The sequence below is a fragment of the Streptomyces daghestanicus genome, from assembly GCF_020521275.1.
GTDB classification, from domain to species: Bacteria; Actinomycetota; Actinomycetes; order Streptomycetales; family Streptomycetaceae; genus Streptomyces; species Streptomyces griseoviridis.
On sequence record NZ_BNDX01000002.1, the window covers coordinates 903,130 to 924,058 of the forward strand.

General features: G+C 74.2%; 1 protein-coding gene (cut by a window edge). It reads left to right on the forward strand.

What is annotated here, in order from left to right; all coding sequences use genetic code 11:
• Nucleotides 1-20,929, forward strand: partial view of a scabin-related ADP-ribosyltransferase gene (locus Sdagh_RS04290; RefSeq protein ID WP_190077980.1) — the 5' end (the start) only. Its footprint extends 37,904 nt past the window's final position; the window shows 20,929 of its 58,833 coding nt (coding positions 1-20,929); it begins with the start codon at nt 1-3; its stop codon lies off the right edge, out of view.

A 20,929-nucleotide genomic window follows, 5' to 3' on the forward strand; every position in this document is an offset into this window, starting at 1 on the left:
ATGCCCTCGCAGTCCCTGGACGGTCTCTTCGTCGCGTTGACCGGCATGGAGTGGCCGGATCTCGACACGGCGGAGGTCCAACGTCGGGTGGTGCTGCCCCACCGTGACGTGGAGCAGGGGCTGCGGGAGTTCCAGGAGCTGGTGCACCAGGTCACGAACTCGGTGCAGGGTTCGGTGTCCGGCCGGTGGAGCGCGTCGTACGCGAGGGCGATGTCGTCGTTCGCCAGCGGGACCGGTGCGGATTACGTGCAGCGCCTGGCGGAGACGGCGAAGCAGCTGGGTGACGCGGGTGAGAACGCGGTCGGGCAGGTGCGGTACACGCGCGGGATGATCGTCGCGCAGTTGGTGCAGTTCGTCATCGAGTGGGCCATCACGCTGGTGATGGCGGTGTTCAATCCGATCGCGGCGTTGATGCGGCAGGCGTTGCTGCGGGCGGTGTACCGGGCGATCCTGCGGAGTCTGGTGTTCCGGGCCGTGGCGGCGGTCGGGTCACATGTGGTGATGAACGTCGGGCTGGCGGCGGCGACGGATGTGTTCGTGCGCTGGGCCCTGGCCCGGCAGGGGCATTCGGTGCCGCACGGCGGGGACAGCCTGAAGCAGGCGGTGGGTTTCGGTGCGGTCCAGGGGTTGTTCGGCGCGTTCGTTCCCCTGGCCGGGGGTGCGCTGGGCGGTCTGATCGGCAAGAACCTGGGCCGGGACGCGCTCAAGGGCCTGCGGGACACCCTCGACGACGCCCTCGCCGGGCTGGGCAAGCCCGGTGCCGGGGATCTGGCCCGGGACGCCGCCGCGAGGGGCGGACTCAAGGACGCGGTAGGGCAGGACGCCGTCAGGAGCGCGGTCCGGCAGGGCCTGTCCGGGCGGGGCGGCGGGCCGCTGGCGGACACCTTCGGCGCGGAGGTGGCGCTGGGCGCGGCGGATGCGGCCCGTGGGCTGCAGACGCGCGGGCTCGGTGGGCTGGGCGGGAAGGACTTCTCCGCGGACGCGTTCGCCTCCGGGATGGGGGAGGTGTTCGCGCGGCGTCTGGACGGGGTGATGGACGCGCCGGCCGCGCGGGCCATGGGCGGGGAGTGGGCGCGGGCGTTCACCGGCAACGTCGGGACGCGCAGGCTGGGTGACGCGCTGGCGGCGAGTGTGCGGGGGCTCCCGCAGGGCTTGCGGCACGCGCTGTCGGTCGACGTGGCGCGGGCGTTCGGGACGAACTGGGGGCGCAAGGCCGGCGCGTTCGCCGGGAACACGCTGGGCTGGGGCGCGGCGACGAACCTCGCCGAGGGCACGTACAACTACTTCACCACGGGCCGGTTCACGACGTCGTGGGGGACGTTCGCCTCCGGCGCCGTCGGTGCGATGCTGGGGCACGCGGGCGGCAAGTTCGGCGGCCGGGCGGGCACGGCGATACGCCAGGGCACAGGGATCGGCACACCGCCGCCCCTGCCGGCCGGCACCCCGGTCAACACGCTGCCCAGCTCCGGCCACCCCCTCGACCGCCCCGGCGACGACCTCCGGCAACTGTCCCGACGCGTCCTGCCCGGCGCACCGACCGCAGCCGCGGGGGGTGGAGCGGGGATCGCCGGCGCGGGGATGGCTGCCGGCACGGGCGCGGGCGCGGGCGCGGGGCCGCTGGGTACGCGTCCGAACACCATCGGCCAGGGCACCGGTACGGGCAACGGCGCGGAGACGGCCGCGGGGAACACCGGCGGCGTCGCGGACCGCTCCGACGACACCGGCGCGGGCGGCGAGGACGACGCCGTGTACCGGGCGCTCTCGGAACGGTTGCGCGGACTCACCGTCTCCCCCGGCACCACCGGCCCTGTCCAGGGCGAGGGCCCGGACGCGTCGGACCCGGGCGCGGGCGCCGGCTCGGACGCCTTGGCGCGGCTGGGGAATCTGTCCGTGCCCTCGATCCCGGTGGGCACACCGGGTCCGGTGCCGGCGGCCATGTCCGCGGACCGTCCGGGAACCGGGGACCCGCGCACGCAGGCCGGGGCCGAGGGGCCGGGGGCGGCGGAGCGGGACGCGGTGCCGCGGGGCCAGGTCCGGGGCGAGGACTCGGGCCTAGCGGACCGGGGCGATGCCTCCGGTGTTCCGGACCGGGGCGAGGACGACACCGCCGGCGCGGACGCGCTGCGGAGGCTGGACGGCCTGACGGTGCCCACGCAGGCGCCGCCGCGCAGTCCGGTGCAGGACGCGCCGTCGGTGCCGGTGACGCGACCGGTGTCGCCGGTGGAACAGGTGCGGGGGACGGTGTCCCGGCTGGACTCGCTGGCCCGCGAGGTGGGCATGCCCGGCGCGGCGCGCGAGGTGTTCGCGCGGGAGGCGCGGCAGGCCGCCGCGGTGGGGGACTGGCACCGGGCCGCGGACGAGGTCGCCGCGTTCCGTGACGGGATCCGGATGCAGGACCTGCGCGGCCGCTACGAGGCGTTCACCGAGCAGATGGAGGGCGGGTTCGAGCGGCTGGAGCCGCTGGGCATCGACCACGACCAGTGGCAGAGCCGGGCCGACGCGGTCCGCGCGGCGTGGCACACCGCGGACCCGGACGCCGTGGACGGCGCTCTGCGCGACTACACCGCGCTGATCGAACGGCACGTGCCCGTCGAGGTGCTGACGGGCCGTGACCTGCCCACCCACCACGACCCCGAAGTGGCCCGGCTCCGCCAGGAACTACTCTCCGGACGGGGCGGACGCGACACGCTGGGCGAGTACCAGCGGATGCGACCCCTGTCGGACAGCCTGCGCGACCGCCTCGACCAGGCCGTCTCCGGTACGGAGACGCAGCAGCGGGAGGCGGTGCTGCGGCAGCGCATGCTCACCGCGGACACCCCCGAACAGGCGGCTGCCGCCGAGCGGGAACTTCGGGACCTGCGAGAGGCGCAGGAACTCTCCGCCCGCCTGGACGCGCTGCGCTCCGACGCGCCGGCGGACGGCCCGGACGGCGCCGACGGGCTGCAGCGACGCCTCGACGCGCTGCGCGACGACATCCGTCCCGACGAACACGAGGACGCGCTGCGCCGCCAGGTCGACGAGGCCACCACCGAGGAGGACCGCGCACAGGCGACGCGTCAGCTGCAGGACTACCGCGACCTGCGCCAGTTGCAGCAGCGTCTGGACACCCTGAGGCAGAACGACGGCGGAGACGACGGGACCGGGACCGGCCCGCGGTCGGAAGAGGAACTGCGCCGGCGGTTCGCGGCGCTCACCGCCGGCGAGACCGGCGCGGTGGCGGACCTGCGCCGCGAGGTGCTGGACGGCACCGACGAACACGCCGACACCCGGAGCCTGCACCGGCTTCAGGAACTCCTGGACCGCCAGGAGGCGCAGCGCCTGCGGGACGTCGCGCGCCTGGCACAGGAGCTGCACACCCTTACGGAGCAGCAGCAGGCCGGACAGCGAGCCCTGCTGGAGAACCTGCGGACGCCCACCACCGGCCCCGTCGGCCCCGGCCGCCCCCGTTCCGGGGACGAGAGCGGCGGCGCGGAGACCGCACCGGCGGAGGAGTCCCCTGGGACCGCTCGGGCCACGGACAGCGACGGCGGGAGCCCGAACGGGATCGCCGACCGGATCGCCGACGTGCGCCGGCGTCTGGACGAGGCGCGGACGGAGTCGGAGCGGCTGGCCGGTCTGCGCCGCGAGATGGGCACGGCCCTGCCGCGCATGGAACGCGACGGCCACCTCGCACGGATCACCGACCGGGGTCTGACCGCGCGGAACGAGCAGCGGGACTCCGGCCGCGGCCCGCAGGACCTGGCGGGGCGGCTGCCGTCCCCGCCCACGGCACCCGCGGCCCGGCCCGCCGGGACGGCCGGACCCGACGCGCCGCGAGAGGTGTCCGGCACGTCCGAGGCACGGGAGGCGTCCGGGGCACCGCCCACGCTCGAAACGGTCAGCTCGCCGGTCCTGCCGGACGCCCCGAGCCAGGCACCGGGCACCCCGTCCGACGACCGGGAGGCCCTCGCCGCGGCGGAGACCACCGGCCAGGGCACGCCGCGACCGGACGCGCGGGACGCCGCCGCCGGACCGGACGGCCCGTCCACCGCTGAGGACGTCCGGGCAGGTGAGGACGTCCATCCGGGAAGGCCCGCAGGCCGGGACGGCACCCGGCGCGCCCTGACCCCGCACGAGGGGACCGCGGAGCTTCAGCGACCTTCCGACGGGGACGAGTTCACCGGCGATCGGGAGTCCGTACCGGCCGACGAGGCAACCGTCGTACCGCTTCCGCCGCCCCCCGCCCTGTCCGGCCTGGACGCGCTCCGCCGCCTCGGCGGCCACGACGACCTCCCGACCGGTGACGCGGGCCGTGACGGTGCCGTCCCCGGCGACGCGGGCCGTGACGATGACACCCCCGGCGGCGACGGCCGGCCCTCCGCCGCGTCCACCGCGGAAGAGGACACCACCGACGTCGAGGGCTTCCACGCAGGGACCACCAGGCCCCGGACCGGCGACCGGGTGGAGGCCTCACACCTCGGGGTAGGGACCCGTGTCCCCCGCGACGACCGGGACGCCGCGGCGGCCGGCCCGGACGTCGACCCGGCCGTCGACCTCGGCCTGGTCCACGAGGCCGACCGGGGCAGCGTGGTGCCCAGCCTCGCCGAGGAGAAGCTGTGGCGGTTCTCCGACCATCCTCCCGAGGAGGTGTTCACCAGTGGGTTCACCGCCGACGCCACCGGCCCCGACTCGATCGTCCTGCTCGACCAGTGGGTGCACGGCAAGGCGAAGGCCCAGTACGTCTCCACCACCCACGACCGGGAGCTGTGGTACCTCAACAAGCGTTACCGGTACGGGATCACCCCGTCGCGCGGTGCCGACCCCATCGGGGTGGACGTCGCAGCGACCCTGGGGCGCCTCAATGTGAGGTACCAGCTCAGCTGGGAGCGGGAGGTGGCGTTCACCGGGCACATCGACGCCGCCGCAGTCACCGAGGTCTACGACCGGCAGCTGAAGCGCACCGGAGTGTGGGACCCCAGGGGATCACGCGTCGTCTGGCGCTCCGGCGATCACAAGGACATCGCCTCCGTCCCCCGCGCTTCCGCCGATGTCCAGCCCGCACTCCCGCGGAGCGGCCGCGAGACGTCGGAGCCGTCCGCCGGCTCGGTGAGCGGTGCGGACGCGGCTGTCACCCACCAGGACGACGCGGTCGTCCTGGTGAACTCGCGGGCCGGGCAGACGCTGTGGCGGTTTTCCGACACCGGTCCGCGGGACGTGTGGGCCGCCGGCTTCGCCGCCGGCGGTGTGGACGAGGTCATCTCGGTCCAGGAGTGGGGCAGCGACGACCGGGAAGGCGTGTCCGAGTCGACGACGCGTGATCACGGGCTGTGGTACGGCGCGAAGCGCTACCGCTACTGGATCGACCCCGTCCTCGGCAGCGGTGCGGCCGACCCGGCGCTGGGGCCCCAGGGGACCGGGGACGAACTGGAGGGCGGGCAGGAGCACACGTTCACCGGCGGGGTCGACGCGCGCGCCGTGGTCAGCGTCTACGACATGGAGGAGCGCCGTACCGGCGTACGGGACCCGGAAACGAACCAGACGCGCTGGGAGCCGGGCGACAGGCAGGCAGCGGTCCGGGGCGTCGCGTCCGGGCTGCGGGCGGGCCGGAACGACCACGAGCCGCCGGCGGCGGACTCCACGCCGCGGACGTCCGAGGCCGGAATAGCGGCGGGGCAGGTCCTGGGTGCCGGGGAGGTGCGGACCGACCGCTGGCTGCCCTTCGGCACCCGGCCGGGCCTGCCCGCGAGGGGGACCGAAGCCTTCGTGTTCGAACCCGGCGAGGGGACACCTCCCACCGTGCTGCGGCCGGCGGCATCCGGCGAGCGCACGGACATCGGCTACGACTGGACCTGGTACCGCGACGACGCCACCGGCTCCGAAGTGCTCCGTCTTGTCCGGCGCATCCACCTGGTGCCGGACGGGGCGACCTCGCGGGAACTCACAGGTCTCCGGAAGTCGTTGGCCCAGGCGGTCGCCCAGATCCTCAACGCTCCCGGCTACCGGCTGCCGCAGCAGCAGCCCGACCAGGTCGCCGGACCGTTGGCGCCGGGACCGCGCCTGGTCTTCGACGTCGCCTTCGCGGACCGCCCCGAGTCGGCCCACAGCACGGTCACCGTGCGGACCGGGCTGCCCGCCGAAGACCGGCCGATGGTGCAGGGCACCTGGTACGCCGGTGTCCACCCCGTCGGTCTGCTCCACGAGTACGTGCACGGTTTCGGTGTCCTCGACGACGTGCCGGACGCCCGTGTGCTGTTCACCCCGGGCGGTCGGCGTCCGGAGACCGTGTCACCGGGCACCGTGAGCCTGATGGGGCCGCTCGGCGGGCCGGCGCACTCCCGGCAGCTCGTCCTGTCGCCCGCACACCTGCGACAGATCGCCGAGGTCATCGCTCCTTACCTGCACGGCACGTCCACCGGCCGGGCGCCCGACGCCGCCACGGGGGGAGCGAAGGAGCATTCCGCGAGGGGCGGCGGCATCCTCGGCGGCGACGGCCGGCCCACCGACGGGTCCACCGGGGCGGAGCACGGCACGGACGCGGACGGCGCCACGGACTCCCACGTGCGGACGACCGGTGACAAGGACCCGGAGGCCGTGCGGGTCGACGACCGGGCTGTCGGAACCACCGTCGCCGACGGGGCACACGACCCCCTGCTGCTGACCGAGGTGCGCCGCGAGTTCGCGCGCCTTCGGCCGGACCGTGCCCTGCCGTCGCCGCTGGAGGTGCGGGCGGTCGCCGACGTCCTGCCGGACGCCTACCGGCACACCACGACCCGGGCCCGGGGCGAGGCGATCGCGCAGATCCTGGTGGACGGCGAACCCGTGCGGATGCGCGCCGGACTCAAGGGCGACGAGCTGGAGACGGGCTTCTCGGCGCACGAGGTGCGGCGGGGACGAACCGTTCCCGTCCACCTGCCGTACGCGACGATCCTGACGACGAACGACAAGATCGCCCTTCTGATCGACCATCGTGCGGACAGCCGGGGCGACAAGCACTCGATCGTCGAGATCGTGACGGCTCCCTACACCATCCTGGAGGGCGAGCACGCCAGTTTCGGCAGCGAGGAGATAGAGGCGGCGATCCAGGACGCGTTCCTGCGCCTCCGCCGTGGCGGGACCCTCCAGGAGATGTTCCCGCCGAGTGAGGGTTTCGAGACGGACGCGCAGTACGAGGACCTTGTCTTCCCCGACATGAACCTGGGTGTCTACGCCCAGTTCAACGTTGGCGTCAGTTACCGAGGTCTGTGGCACCTCCTGCGGAGCGTCAAGGAGTACTCGCTCCGGCAGCCCGACCGGGAGAAGGGCACGGACACCCTGGTCGCCGCCGACCTGTTCGCCGGCCGGGTGACCCGGTGGTTCCTCGGACGTGACGGCGCCACCGGTGAGGCCGACGACCTGTTGGACGGGGAGGAGATCGGCGAGAGCGCCGCGACACTGCTCGGGTATCTCGCCATGACCTATGTCCAGGCGGCCGGAGCGGCTCTCGCCTATGCCAAGGGAAACGGCCTGAACAAGAACGAAACAGCCGTTCTGGCCAGAGTTCCCCTGCACGAGGTCCGTGCCGAGCTGCCCGGCGACGTCAGGGACTTCCTGGAGGCCAATGCGGGGCGCATAACGCGTTTCTTCGAGAGCGCGGTCACCGCGACCAACCCCACGATCGACTTCGCGGCGCTCGCCGGGCGTTCCGTGCTCGACCTGTCGAGGCTGTCCGACACACCCACCGTCGGGCTCTACCTCCAGAACGCGCTGCGGGAACGGCCCTACAGGACCGTGAGCCAGGTGGACATGTTCGGTGGCGCGACCGAACTCGACCTGGACTACGACGGTCCGGATCCCCGCGTGCCGCGTGTGGTGCTGGAACTCAGGAGGATCGGCACCCGGTACGACAGCCAGCGGGACGTGCAGACCAAGAGCCGCCTGGTGGAGCGATGGGTCCAGCAGGCGGAGTCGGCCGCCGCACGCGTCCCGCGCCGCGACACCGCGGCGTCGCGACCCCCCGTGCGCCGGCCGGGAGACGCGGCAGGCGGCCGCGGCGCCGATCCGGTGGACGGCCTCGTCCAGGCATTCCAGCGGCGTCTCGCGGTCACCACGCGCAGGCGGGCGTTGCCGACCCTGCCCCCGGCAGGCGCACCGGCCGAGCGTCCGGTCCAAAGTCCGGCGTCCGGTTCCACGGCCGCCGCGGCGCAGGGTGCCGGGGAGTCGCTGCGCCAGGCGGTCAACCGGGAGCTGATCGGGCTGTCCCAGGCGCATGCCGAAGTGGACACGGCCACGGTCCAGGCCTATCTGCGGATGTACGCGAACCTCTGGACCAACCAGCCGCAGCCCGTGATCGCCGCCACGATCGCAAAAATGATCAACGATGCGAGGCGGTCCGCCCGCCCCGCCGTGCCCCTGACGGCGACCGCGTCGGGCAGCGGCACCGGGACGGCGGCACGCCCCGGCCCGGCCTCCTCCTCCCGGGGGGTCGCCCAGGCCGGGCACGCCGGACGATCGCCGCGGTACCCGGTGGCGGACCCGGCTGTGCTGGCACTCTGGCAGGACACGTTCCGGCAGTCACGGGAGGCGCTACGCCTCCTGCCCGAGCGGGACAGCCTGCTGCGCGGCGCCCAGCAGATCATGAACGACCGCCACCAGCCCCCGCCGGCCGTCGCGGAGAATCCGCCCGGGCCGGGGGAGGCGTACCGGGAGCTCCACCGCCGGATCAGGGACGCGGTGGCCTACGCGCTCCACAGGGGCGGACCACAGCGGGCGCAGCAACTGTCCGAAGCCCTGCGGTCCCAGTTCGGCACCCGGCTCCGCTCCGGCGACGCTCCCGTCGCCACCACCTCGTCGTCCCCGTTCGCCGGAATGGCCGGGACGGACGACGCGATGGTGCGGGGGCTGCGGGAGGCCGTGGCGCAGGCCCATCGGGACGGCCAGGTCCAGCGGGCCGAACAGCTGACCCGGTCACTGGAGACCTATCTCGACGCCGGGCCCTCGGCGCGGGCCACGGACGCCGTCGTCCACTACGCGGAGGAGGCGGCCGCGGTCCGGGACGAGCGGCTCTCCGCGGCGCCGGCCGACGCGACCGCGGAGCACGAGGCCCCGGCGGACACGCCGACACCGGCCGGGCGGGACGGCGCACGGACATCCGGTTCCGTGCCGGACGCCGTCGCCGGCCCTGCCGGGGATGCCAGGGTCGCCGCGGAACGCGAACACGCGGAGTTCGAGCAGGCCGTCGGTGTCCACTATCACCGTGATCCGGCGGCGCTGGAGGCCGCGCGTACGGCCGTGCGCCGGCTGTCCGACGTGCTGCGCGCCGCCTACCCCCAGTACTCCGACGACGTGCTGGCCGCTTCCTTCTTCACCACCGACCCGAGCAGCGCGGGCCAGGTCGGTCCGCCGGCCGAGGGCTCGCCCGCCGCGTGGCTGGACGTGCTGCTCACCGAGGGCAGCACACGGGAGGTCATGACGGCCTTCTTCAACGCCGTCGGGCGCAAGGCCCTGTTCGAGAACGACCCGTCGGTGCCGCACCTGACCGCCGTGCTCCGCCGGGTCCTGGAGGCCCCGCGGGACGCGTCCCGGGGCCCGGTGTCGGCCGAGGGGATGGAACTGGCCGAGCGGCTCGGTCTGGACAGGCCGTCGCTGGAGGCATACGCCGTGTTCCTCAACGGCGGACCGCGCGCGGAACTCCAGCGGCGTGTCCTCGACGCACCGGCCTGGCGCGGCCAGGGGCACCTGTTCGCGCCGGGGGACCCCCTCGCCCTGGGCAGCCTGGCGGCCCACCGGACCGGGGACTCCCTGAAGGACCCACTGGAGATCGTCGCCAGCCAGTCCGCCCGCGTCGAACGCCATGAGGACCTGCGGCTCCTCACCGAGCGGAAGAAGACCCCGAGGGACTACAGCTACCTGGGCGTCGCGCTGACCGCGCGGGAACGCACGTTCCTGGCCCGGACCTCGCGCCCGCTCTCCCTCGTCGGCTTCGACACCGAGGAAGTACCGCTGGACACGCTGGCGTCCGACCCGGCGACCGGCGAGCCGGTGCTCACCGAGGTGCTGGCCCGGCCGGACGTCGTCACCGTCGAGGTGCGGCGCGTGTCCACCCCCGCCACGGCCTCGCTCGGCCCCCACGTCGACGTCCCCGCCGCCCTGCGCACCGGCGCCCCGGTCGAACGCGTCGTCGCCGTCGTCCGCGGCACGAAGCGGCAGCACCCGGAGCCACGGGCCGGCGACCTCGTGCTGGACGGCGAGCAGGGACCGGAACTCCCGCTCAGCTGGGTCGAGGGGGTGGCCTACTTCTCCCTGGACGAGCGGTCGCCCTGGTACCGGGAGTGGCACGGCACGAGGGGCATGCCCCTGGTCGCCGGGGTCTCCGGCACCACCCTGCGCCTGCTGCGGGTCTTCCGGTGGCTGGGTGCCGACGACGCCGACATCCGCGACTTCCGCAAGGCGCTGATGGGCTGGATGCTGCCGGGCCAGGACCACTCGCTGTTCGAGATCATGCGTGCCTCCTACCTCGCGGACGCGGTCACTCCCGAGGAGGTGCGGGGTGTCCACGGCGACGTCCAGGACCTGTACTCCGTCCCCGGACTCGTGCCCCCGCACCTCACGCCCCCGATCCCGCGCCCGGTCCCGGAAGCGGCGGATGTCTCTCCGGCGGTGGACTACGCGATGGTGCACCCCGACGACCATGACTTCGTGGTGCCGAGCGGTGCGGAAGAGGTGCTGTGGCGCTTCTCCTCCCTAGACCCGCTCGAGGTGTTCCGGCAGGGCTTCAGGGCCGATGACGTGACCGCACAGGTGCCGCTGTGGGAGTGGGCGGTGGCGGACCCCGACGCCTCCCCCTACGTGTCGACGACCCGTGACCGTGAGCTGTGGTTCCGTGGGAAGCGGTACCGCTACCGGATCGTTCCGGCGCTCAACGACGATCCGACGGGTGTGGACCTGAACGCCACGATCACGCGTCAGCGCGCGGCGGGCGCGGTGCTGCCCCAGGAGATCCTCGAGGACATCGAGCAGGGCGAGTTCAGCGAGGAGCAGGAGGTCGCGTTCACCGGCTTCATCGCCCCGAGGGCCGTGGTCAGCGTCTTCGACCGGGTCACCCGGCAGACCGGAGTCTTCAACCAGGACACCGGCACCATCGCCTGGAGCCCCGGCGAGCCGGACGACGGCACGCACGACGCCGGGACCGACGAGCAGCCGCCCCCGTACGAGGGCACGGACGTGGCTCCGGCCGTGGTGTTCGACGATCTGCCCGACGGCACTTCGGCGGGGGCCGCGGTCGCCGCCGACGTCACGGCCGTGCGTTCCGCGACCGCCGGGGACCCGGGAGAGCTGTTCGGGGCGGGCGAGGTGCGTACCGACCGCTGGGTCCCGTTCGGTGGCCGTCGTGGGGATCTTCCGCAGGCGTTCGCGTTCTCTCTGGCCGCGGACGGAACGGTGTTGTCGGTCCGGCGGCCGCCGGGTTCCGGGGAGCGTACCGAGGTGGGTTATGCCTGGGCGTGGCACCGGAGCGGGACTCCGGCCGGCGACGTGCTCCACCTCACGCGGCGAGTCCACCTGCGCGGCGACGGTGCGAGTCCCGAGGAGGTGCGGGGGGTCCGGAAGGGGCTGGTCCAGGCGCTGGAGGCGTATGTCAACGAGCGGGGTCACCGGCTGCCGGTGGCGCAGTCCGACCGGATCACCGGGCCGGTGCTGCCCGGTCCGGTGCTGCGGGTGAGCGCGGAGTTCACCGACGACCCGGAGGCCGCGCACACGGTGGTGAGGGTGCGCTCGGGCCGGCCGCGGGCGCCGCACGCCATGGAGCAGGGCGTCTGGCACGCGGGTGTGTATCCGGTCGCCTGGGTCCACGAGTTCGTGCACGGCCTCGGGGTGTGGGACGACAGACTCGACTCGCGGGCGCTGCTGGCGCCGGGAGGTCACGCCGGGCAGGTGCCCGACGAGGGCGACTCCAGCCTGATGGGCCCGCTGACCGGCGCGCCGGGAGTGCGGCGGTTCGTCCTCACCCCGGACCATCTGGCGCAGATCGCCGCGGTGTTCGCGCCCTACATGCACGCCGGTGAGATCCCCGCCGTGCGCGGCGAGGTGGTACGGCAGGCCGGCCTGGACGCCTCCGACCTTCAGGCCGCAGTCGACTACCGGCTGATCCACGAGGAGGACACCGGCCTGGGTGTGGTGGAGAGCCGGCCCGGCGAGACGCTCTGGCGGTTCTCGAAGGAGGAGCCCGAGGACGTCTTCACGCACGGCTTCCGAGCCGACGACACCACCAACGTGGTGAACCTGCACGAATGGGCTCTCGAGAACCCCTACGCCCAGTTCGTGTCCACCACCCGGGACGCCGAACTCTGGTACGGGGACAAGCGGTACCGGTATCGCGTCGACCCCACCCGCAACGGTGACACCACCGGTGTCGACGTGATCGCCACGTCCGAGGCGCAGGGGGATTTCCTCGCCGACATGGTCGACCGCGAGGCGGAGGTGGCGTTCACCAGGGAGCTGCGTCCGGAGGCGATCGTCGCCGTCTACGACCGGCAGCTGGACCGGACCGGTACCTGGGAGCCGGGCCCGGCCGGACCCGTCGTGGTGTGGCGTGCGGGGGGCCGGGACGACTGGATGGCCAAGAACCCGCCGGCGGACACCGCCCCGGCGGTCGACTACACGATGGTGCACCCCGACAACCCCGGGCCGCGGACCCGCGCCGGTGAGCCGGGGGAGGGGGCGGCCGCAGCCCCCCGGCCCGTCGCCGCGGACGCTCGGGCGGACCGGCTGACGCCGCCCGGACGCAGGATGCTGGACCGGGCCCGGCTGGCGGAGCTGGCCGAGGAGGCGGTCTCGGCCGCGGAGCACGCCGCGGGCGAGGCGGCTTCCGCGCCGGGCGCGGTGCGCGACGCCTCGGCGCAGTGGTGCCTGGTCCTGCTCAACGGGCTGCGTGACGTCCTGTTCCCCCGGGGGGTGCGGCCGGCGGGAACGGTCGACGACGCGGTACTGGACGTCCGCGCCTGGGAGAGCCGGCTGGCCCCCGGTGACGGCTGGGCGGCGATCCCCTCCTACGAAGCGGTCGCCGAGGCGATGCGCCCCGGTGACACCGCGTTCGTGCTGGCCCGACGCCCGCAGGGCCGGGGACACGCGTGGGCCGCCCATCACCTGGGCGACGGGCCGGGCGGGGGCGTGGTCTGGATCGAGCTGCTGGCCGCCCGCGCGGCCAGGCTGTCCGCCACGCCCCCGGCGATCGCGCCGGCACAGGCGCGGGCGGTCGTCGTCGACGCGTCGGCCCGGGTCGTGGCGCGTGCGCTGAAGGCACGGGAGGACGAGTCCTTCGCCGCCTCGACCTCGACCGGGCACACCCTGCCCGATCCGGCCGCCGACCGCTCCTTCGGGGCGATCGGGGTGGAGGTCGAGCCGACCACACGGGAGTTCCTGGTCACGCGCGGCCCCGAGCTGCTGCCCGGTGAGGTGCTGGCGACCCACCCCTCAGGTGTCACGGTGGTCCTGGAGACGAGCACGGCACTCGAGGGGCCGGACCAGCGTCTGTACGCGAGGAGGGCTCTGCCGGCCTCGGGGCAGGCATCGTCGGTCCAGATCTACATCCCCGAGATCGTCCTGCCGCCGCTGGCCGTCCTGCCGGGTGAGCGGCGGCTGTCGGTCACGGAGGGGCTGCGGCTGCTGCGCGCAACCCGACGGGCGCTGAACGCGGGCGAGGCGCGCACGTACCTCGCCTCGCTCCTGCCCGCGCAGCAGGGCTGGACGATCACCGAGAGCGGTCGGCGGCTGGCGGCCGGGCGTATGGTCCGCGGGGAGGAGGGCCGCGGTTACGCGCAGTTCACCATCGGTGTTCCGGTCGCGGCGCTGAAGACGGCGCAGGACGTGGCCCTGGAGCACATCACCTACAGCATGCTCGTCCCCCACATGGAGGCCGGAAGGACTTTCGCGGACAAACTCGCCGCAGGCTACGCCTCGGTGCTTCTGGGACGCACCGTCTCGGCGCCGGAACTGCCGTTCCTGATGTCGACCGTCCCCGGTCTGGCGGAGCTGCACGGCTACGGCTGGCTCGCCTACAACCACGGCGCGGCCCCCGCGACCGTGGGCCGGCTCCACCCGGACATCCTGTCGAAGAACCTGCTGGTCGCGGCATCCCGAACGCCGTTCCTGGACATCCGTGAGGCGCTGAGCCCGAACGTCCGGCAGTTCCTCGCGGCCAACCAGGCGTGGGCCGTGAACCTCTTCGCCGGGGACGTGCGCGACTTCATCGCCACGCGCAGGGCGGCCGCCGGCCGGCCGCCGGTGGACACAGCGCGCATCCTCGACGAGATGCTGCCCCGGGGCACCGCCACGTTGCGGCAGTACCTCGCCACGATGTTCACCCCGGTCCCGGAGGAGCAGAGCGTCAGCCAGGACGAGGCGGTCGGCATGAAGGACTACCTCGACCTGGACTTCGGCGGCGACCCTCCGCTGCGGCACGGGCTCATGCTGCTGGAGATGCGCAACTTCGGGGCCGACCAGGGCCGCCACACGGATGCCGAGGTCGACGCGGCCTTCACCCTGCTCCAGCAGGTCGCGCGGGACGCCTACGGCGAGGCGGAACGCGCGCAGCAGATGCAGCTGTCCGTCCCCGCGGCCGTGCGGGTCCTCGACCACCCGGTCGTCACCGCCCTGCGGGGGCTCGACGAGGCGACCCGCCTGCGGGTGCCCGCCCCCGGACGCGTGAACCCCGTTCTCCTGCTGCCCCCCACCGCCATGGGACGGATCGCCCTGTCGGCGGCCTCGTACGCCCTCGGTGGACCGCTGTCTCCGTCCGTCCGCCAGGAGGTCCACGACCTCGACCGGCGCGCGCGGCAGGCGCTCGCCGCGCCCGCTGTGACGCCCGCCGCGCAGCAGGCTCTGCGGCGCGTCACCACCGCGGCCCGGTACGCCCTCCACGTCCTCGACTCCGCGGTGGGTCTGGAGACCCGCACAGGCAGCCGTCCGACCGCCGAGCAGATCACCGTCTACGCGGAGCTGGTCCTCCACTTCCACCGCCCTCCGACCGCCGCGGAGAACGGTGCGGTCATGGCCGTCCGGCACTATCTGCCCGAGGCCGTCCGCCCCACGGTGTCCGCGGTCACCGCCCTCACCACCTTCCAGCGGTACTACCCGCGCGACCTCGCCGTCCCGCCGGTGCAGGCCGACATCCAGCGCGCCGCGCGGACCGCCGCGGCCCTGCTGGCCGGCGGACAGGCGCAGAGCTCCACCCTGGCCCCGATGCTCGGCGGCAGCCGGGACGCCGGGGCCGATCCGGTGGCCGAACGGTGGCCGGCCGGGTACGCCCTCACGGTGTCCGGGGCCCGTACGACCGGCACTGCGCCGCAGTACGTTCCCGCCGCGCGGGTTCTCGACGCGGCGGACGCGCGCAAGGGGCGGCAGGAGCCGGAGCGGTGGCTCACCGTGTTCCAGCCGTACCCGGTCGCCGGGGCGGGCGGCAGTACGGGCGACGGTTTCACGTACCGGGTGAGCACCTCGGGCGCCGTCGAGCTGCCCGGCGGCCGCATGCTGCCCGACGGCCCGTGGATCCCGTACGGGCACGACTTCGTCCAGGGGAGCCGGGAGGACGGCACCGGGTACCTGCTGCGCGGCGACAGCGGCTGGATCGGTGTCCTGGACAACGCCGAGGGAGTGCTGGCGGACGCCGAGAGGGCCCTGCCCGCCTCACCCGGGGCGGGCCCGTACCAGCTCACCGTCACCGGCGGCGCCCTGCACCTCGTCCCCGGACCCGGCACCACCGGCACCGCCCGGGCCGTCCGCGTTCCCGTGCCCCTCTCCCCGGACGTGCCCCAGCGCGGCGAGGAGTCCGCGAAGGAGTGGGGAGCGGCGGACCGGAGCCAGAGCGCCCGGCCGGCGGACGGGGCGCGGTACCCGGCGGTGGACCCGGCGGGGCCGGCCGCCCGGTCGGAGGAGTTCCGGCGGGCCCGCGAAGCGATGGATCGCCTGGAGCCCGCCAGGCGTGACGCGCTGCTGGCGGAGGCCGCGGACATCATGACGGGCCGTCACCAGCCCCCGCCGATCGACCGGACAGGGCGGTCGCGCGACGAGGCGGCCTACGGGGAGCTGTACGAATCCATCGCCCACGCGGTGGCGTACCGGCTGGACCGGGGCGACCGGCGGCGCGCGGAGAGCCTGTCGGAGGAGCTGCGCGCGGAGTTCGGCACCCAGCAGCGGCACGGCCTGCCGGGCGGCGTGCCTCCCCGGGGACGCGACGCCCAGGAGTCCGTCCCCGACCGTGCTTCCCGCGGCGGCGCCTTCGCGTCCGACGCCCAGTTCATGAACCGGTTCCGTCCGGTCGCGGCGAAGGCGCTGCGCGCGCTCGGCCACGACTCCGCCCAGGTGGACCGGCGGATCGGACCGCTGGCCAGGGTGGCCAGGAGGACCTGGCACGAGGAGTGGCCGGTCGGGGAGGTCGCCAGGATTCTGGATGTCTACCCGCAGTTCGGTCAGGACGAGTACCGGGACACACTGCACGCTCTGACACGGCCCGAACATCTGCACGTGATCAGGGCGGTCGCTCTCCGGCCCAACCTGGGAGCACTGCTGCACGGGCACCCCGATCTCCTGGCGGTGGTGGCCGAGTCGGACACCGTGCTGGACGCCCTCGGCCGGTTGCCGGAACACCTCCTCGCCGTCTACCTCCGGTACCCGGAGTACGTCGAGGACCTGCTGAGGAAGTCCGACGACGGACGGCGGGAACTGATCGAGGCGATCGCCGGCGGGCACGACGACCACGCGATGCTGCTGCACGCGCCCGGACTGCCCGCGGCGCTCGGTTGGCGGGTTCCGCTGATCCTGGCCGTGTCGGGTCACGGGCCGGTGGCGCAGACCCTCGTGCAGTTCCCCCGGATCGCCGAAGCCCTGGCGGCACAGGGCAGTGTGAGCGGCGCACGGTCGTACGCCGAGGAGTGGTCGCTGAACGACGCCCTGTTCAACGCGTCGGTGGACGGGGCCGACATCGACTACGCACGGGTGATCGGCGACCGGGCGCTGCGGAACGCGTTGCGGCTCCAGGCCAACATGGCGAAGCTGGTGGTCCGTGTGCCGCAGCTGATCACCGCGGTGGCGAACGACCCGCGCGTGCTGGAGACCCTGGGCCGGGAACGGGCCTTGGTCGACGTCCTGGAGGACCTGCCCGCCTTCACGGGGCGACTGGCGAGCGACCCGCAGTGGCTGGACGCCGCGGTGGGCAACCCGGCCCTGGCCGAGGTCCTGTCGCACCGGCCCGCCCATTTCGACCGGGTGCCGGACAGCGAGCTGCTCCAGGCACTGCGGGCGGCGACGCGGCCGACGCCGCCGCCCGCGTCGGCCGCGCCGCAGGCGTCGGCGCCGGCCGTGGAGCGGGCCAGGGGGGCCAACCCCGTTCTGCACGCGCTGCTGACGGAGGAACCCCGCCTGGCGGACGTCCTGCGGGAGAACCCGGAGCTGGCCGAGACGCTGGCACGTCGTCCCCAGCTCCTCGACCGGCCCCACGAGTACCGGCGCCTGCTGTCCTCCGCCGGACGGAGCCTGATCCCGTACGTGCGGGAGGGGTCCCCCCTGCTGGCACCGCACATCCTGCGTTCCGCGCTGCGCCACGAATCGGTCCGGCGGTGGCTGCTCTGGGGAGACGGGCCGGTCACGGCCCCCATCACGGACATGCGCCGGAGGATCGCCATCGAGGCCGAGGCGAACCCCGTCGTGGGCCAGATGCTGTTCTTGAGCCCGGCGCTCGCCCCGTTGCTGATCATGGGCGGGGAGCTGTCGATATTCACCGTCCTGGTGCACGGCTGGTCGGTGCGGCCCGACGACGAACGCGTCTTCACCAAGGTCATGATCCCGGGCTTCTACCAAGCCCTGGGAACTCTCTCCGACACGCGCCGGCTTCTGGACGTGCTCTTCCAGGACGACGCCGCGCTGATCCGTGTCTCGGGGAGGAACGCCAAGGTCCTCAACGTCCTCACCGACGACATGGTCGTGAACCTTCAGGCCCATCCGCAGGTGGTGAAGGTGCTGGCCTCCCGGCCGGCCGTGGAGATGCCTTTCCAGCACTGGAAGGCGCTGTTCGGCGACGCGTCGTTGCTCACCGCGCTGGGCGACCCGCGCAACGAGACCGTGCTGGGTCTGCTGGCGTCCGCCCCGGAAGCGCTCCGTGAGGCGGTCGCGCGGCCCGGCTTCGTCGCGGCGCTCGACACGCCGGCGTTCCGGGAGGCCGTCACGGCGGCGGCCGGGGCGAAGAAGAAGAAGCGGGGGAACTGGGCCGGCGGTCTGGTCAGGGCCGTCCAGGACCACGCCGGTGAAGCCGTACTGTCCCCCGAGGGTGTGGAACTGGGCGCGCGGGACCATGCCCACGCCCGTCTGTGGAGCCTCCCGCAGCACGCGGCCCAGGACGCGCTCAGGTCGCTCCACGGGGACCCGCAGGACGAGCAGCGGCTCGCGCGGCTCCTGGCCGTCGACGCGACGGTCCGCGGGAACAGTGAACTGCTCGCGGCCGCCAGGAGCAGCGCGGCCCTGGGCGCGGCCCTGTTCACCAACCCGGAACTGGTCCCGACACTGGAGGTCCGGCCCCTGCTGCCGCTCCTGCTGGACCGCACCTCAGGACTGCTCCCGCTGCTCGTGTCCCGTACGGACCTGACGAGGGCACTGCGCACCAACGACCACCTCCACCGCTACCTCACGGAGAACCCCGGTGCCGTCGAGAAGCTGGCCGAGGACCGCGTACAGGCCCGCCTGATCATCCAGAACCGGGAATACGCCCGGCTTTTCCACCTGGCCCCGGACATGAACCGGCTGGCGGGATCGCGCCTCCCCCTCGCCTACCTGGTGGGCGCCAGTGAGGACCTCGCGCGCGCCTTCGCGGACCGCAGTCCCGTCGTCCGCCTGCTGGCGGAACCTGCCGCTGACCGACTGGCCGATGTGCTGAACAAGCTGGTCCTGTCGCCGGGCGGCCGGGAGGCCGTGCGAGCGGCGATCAGTGCCGTGCCGGTCACCCAGGCGCTGGTGCGTGCCCCGCAGCAGGCGGTGCTGCTGCGGGAGATCGCGGGGCTGGCCGCCGGGATCACGGACCACGCCGGCGTGTTCCGGGACGCGGACCATGTCGGACGTTTCCTCAGCGCCGGGCCCCTGCTGAGCGCGCTGAACAGCCATCCCGAGCTGGTGGGTGTGGTGCTGGGCGACGCGGAGCTGCTGGAGACCGCGTCGCGCACCCCGGACGTGGTGGCGGCGCTCGCGGCGGACGCCCAGGTGGCGGAGGTGTTGACACGCCGGCCGGAGACGCACCGGGTGCTGCGGGAGCGGCCCGAGGTGGCGCGCGATCTGGCGGGTGACTCCAGGGCGCTGCGCAGGGCGCTGCAGGGTGTGCCGGGTCTGGCACAGCTCCTGGCGGACGTGGGCCGGGTGGCGGAGGACCTGCGGACGGCGCCCTGGCTGGTGGACGCCCTGCTGCGCAGCCACGCGCTGGTGGAGCACGCACGCGAGGAGGCTCCGCTGTGGCGGGCGGCGCGGGCCGCGGAGGTACTGGCGGGTGCCCTGACGCCGCAACTGGTGCGCAGACTGGTGGGCCGCGACGCACTGCTGCGGGAGTGGGCGGAGCGGCCGGGGTCCCTGGCCGCGGTCGGGCGGCCGGAACTGGGGCGTCTGCTGGCCAACACCGACCTGACCCATTTCCTCGACGGGCACCCGTGGTTCGCCGGGCGGTTCCTCGCCGCGTCCGGGCTGCGCGAGCGTGCGCTGGGAACGCCTGAGCTCGTGGGTGAACTGCGGCGGCTGGTGGTGCGCTCGCCGGAGCTGTTCGAGGAGGGCGCGGAGCGGGCCCTGCTCCGGGAACTGGCGCCGGCCCGGACGTCGACGGCCACCGGGCCGGCCGGCCGGGACGCGACGCCCGCGACCGGCCGCGCGCAGGGCGCGGGCAAGGGCGCCGGGGCGGTGACCGCGGGCAGGGGGAGGACCGCGACCGGGTCCGGGTCGGGCCCGGCGACGGTGTGGGCCCGGACGCTGGCGTCGATGCCGGAGGTGGCCGGGCTGCTGCTGGATCCGGCGAGCGCGGAGATGGTCCGCGAACTGGGTGACCATCCCGAGCTGATGGTGCTCCTGCTGGGTTCGGCATCGGTGCTGGAGGACGTGAGCGCCCGACCGCAGGCGTGGCGCGAGTACGCGTTCGGTGAGTTCCTGGCGTCCTCGCCGGACGGCCGGCTGGAGGACTTCGACAGCGACCTCCAGGCGCACCTGGACCAGGTGGGCGCGGTCGTCGAGGGCGACTACCACGGCCGGGTGCGCGAGGAGGCGCTGAAGGTGTGGCGGCGTGCCCGCGAGGAGCGGGACGCACGGCGGGCACGGGAGGACGCGGAGGCCGCGGCACGGCTGGGGGCCTTCCGGCCCGACGACCCCGGGACCTGGGAGCACAGCGGACGTCCCTTGTTCACCGCCGACGTGCGCCTGGACGACCCCGACGACCTCGAGGTCGTACGGCGGGTGGCGACGGGGGAGCTGCGGCCGCGGGAGAACGAGGCACGGGCGCACCAGGCGCTGCACGTGCACCTGCGGGGCGGCAGGGGCGGCGCGTCGTTCACGTACGTGCTCGGCGCGGACGGCAGGGTGGACGTGCTGGTCTACGCGGTCAGCACGCACCGCAAGAACAACGCCTACCGGTGGGACGGCTCCGGAACACGTTACGTCGACGGTCCGCTGGAGATCGGGGCGGTGCACAACCACGAGGCCGTCGTGGAGTCCCGGAAGCTGGTGGAGCGGGCACGGGAGCTGTCCGCCGCGGAAGCCGCGGACAAGGGCAGGGTCCGCGCGAAGGACCGGAGCCAGGGCAAGGGCAAGGGCAAGGAGAAGGAGCGGCCGGGGACCGCTTCGGAGACGGCCGCCGCGCCGGGCGATCCCGGGCTGGCGGCGGTCGCGGACGCGTTGTCCGCCCATCACACGGCCCAGGCCGAACTGGACGCCGCGCAGCAGTCGCGCGACGCCAGGGCGCAGG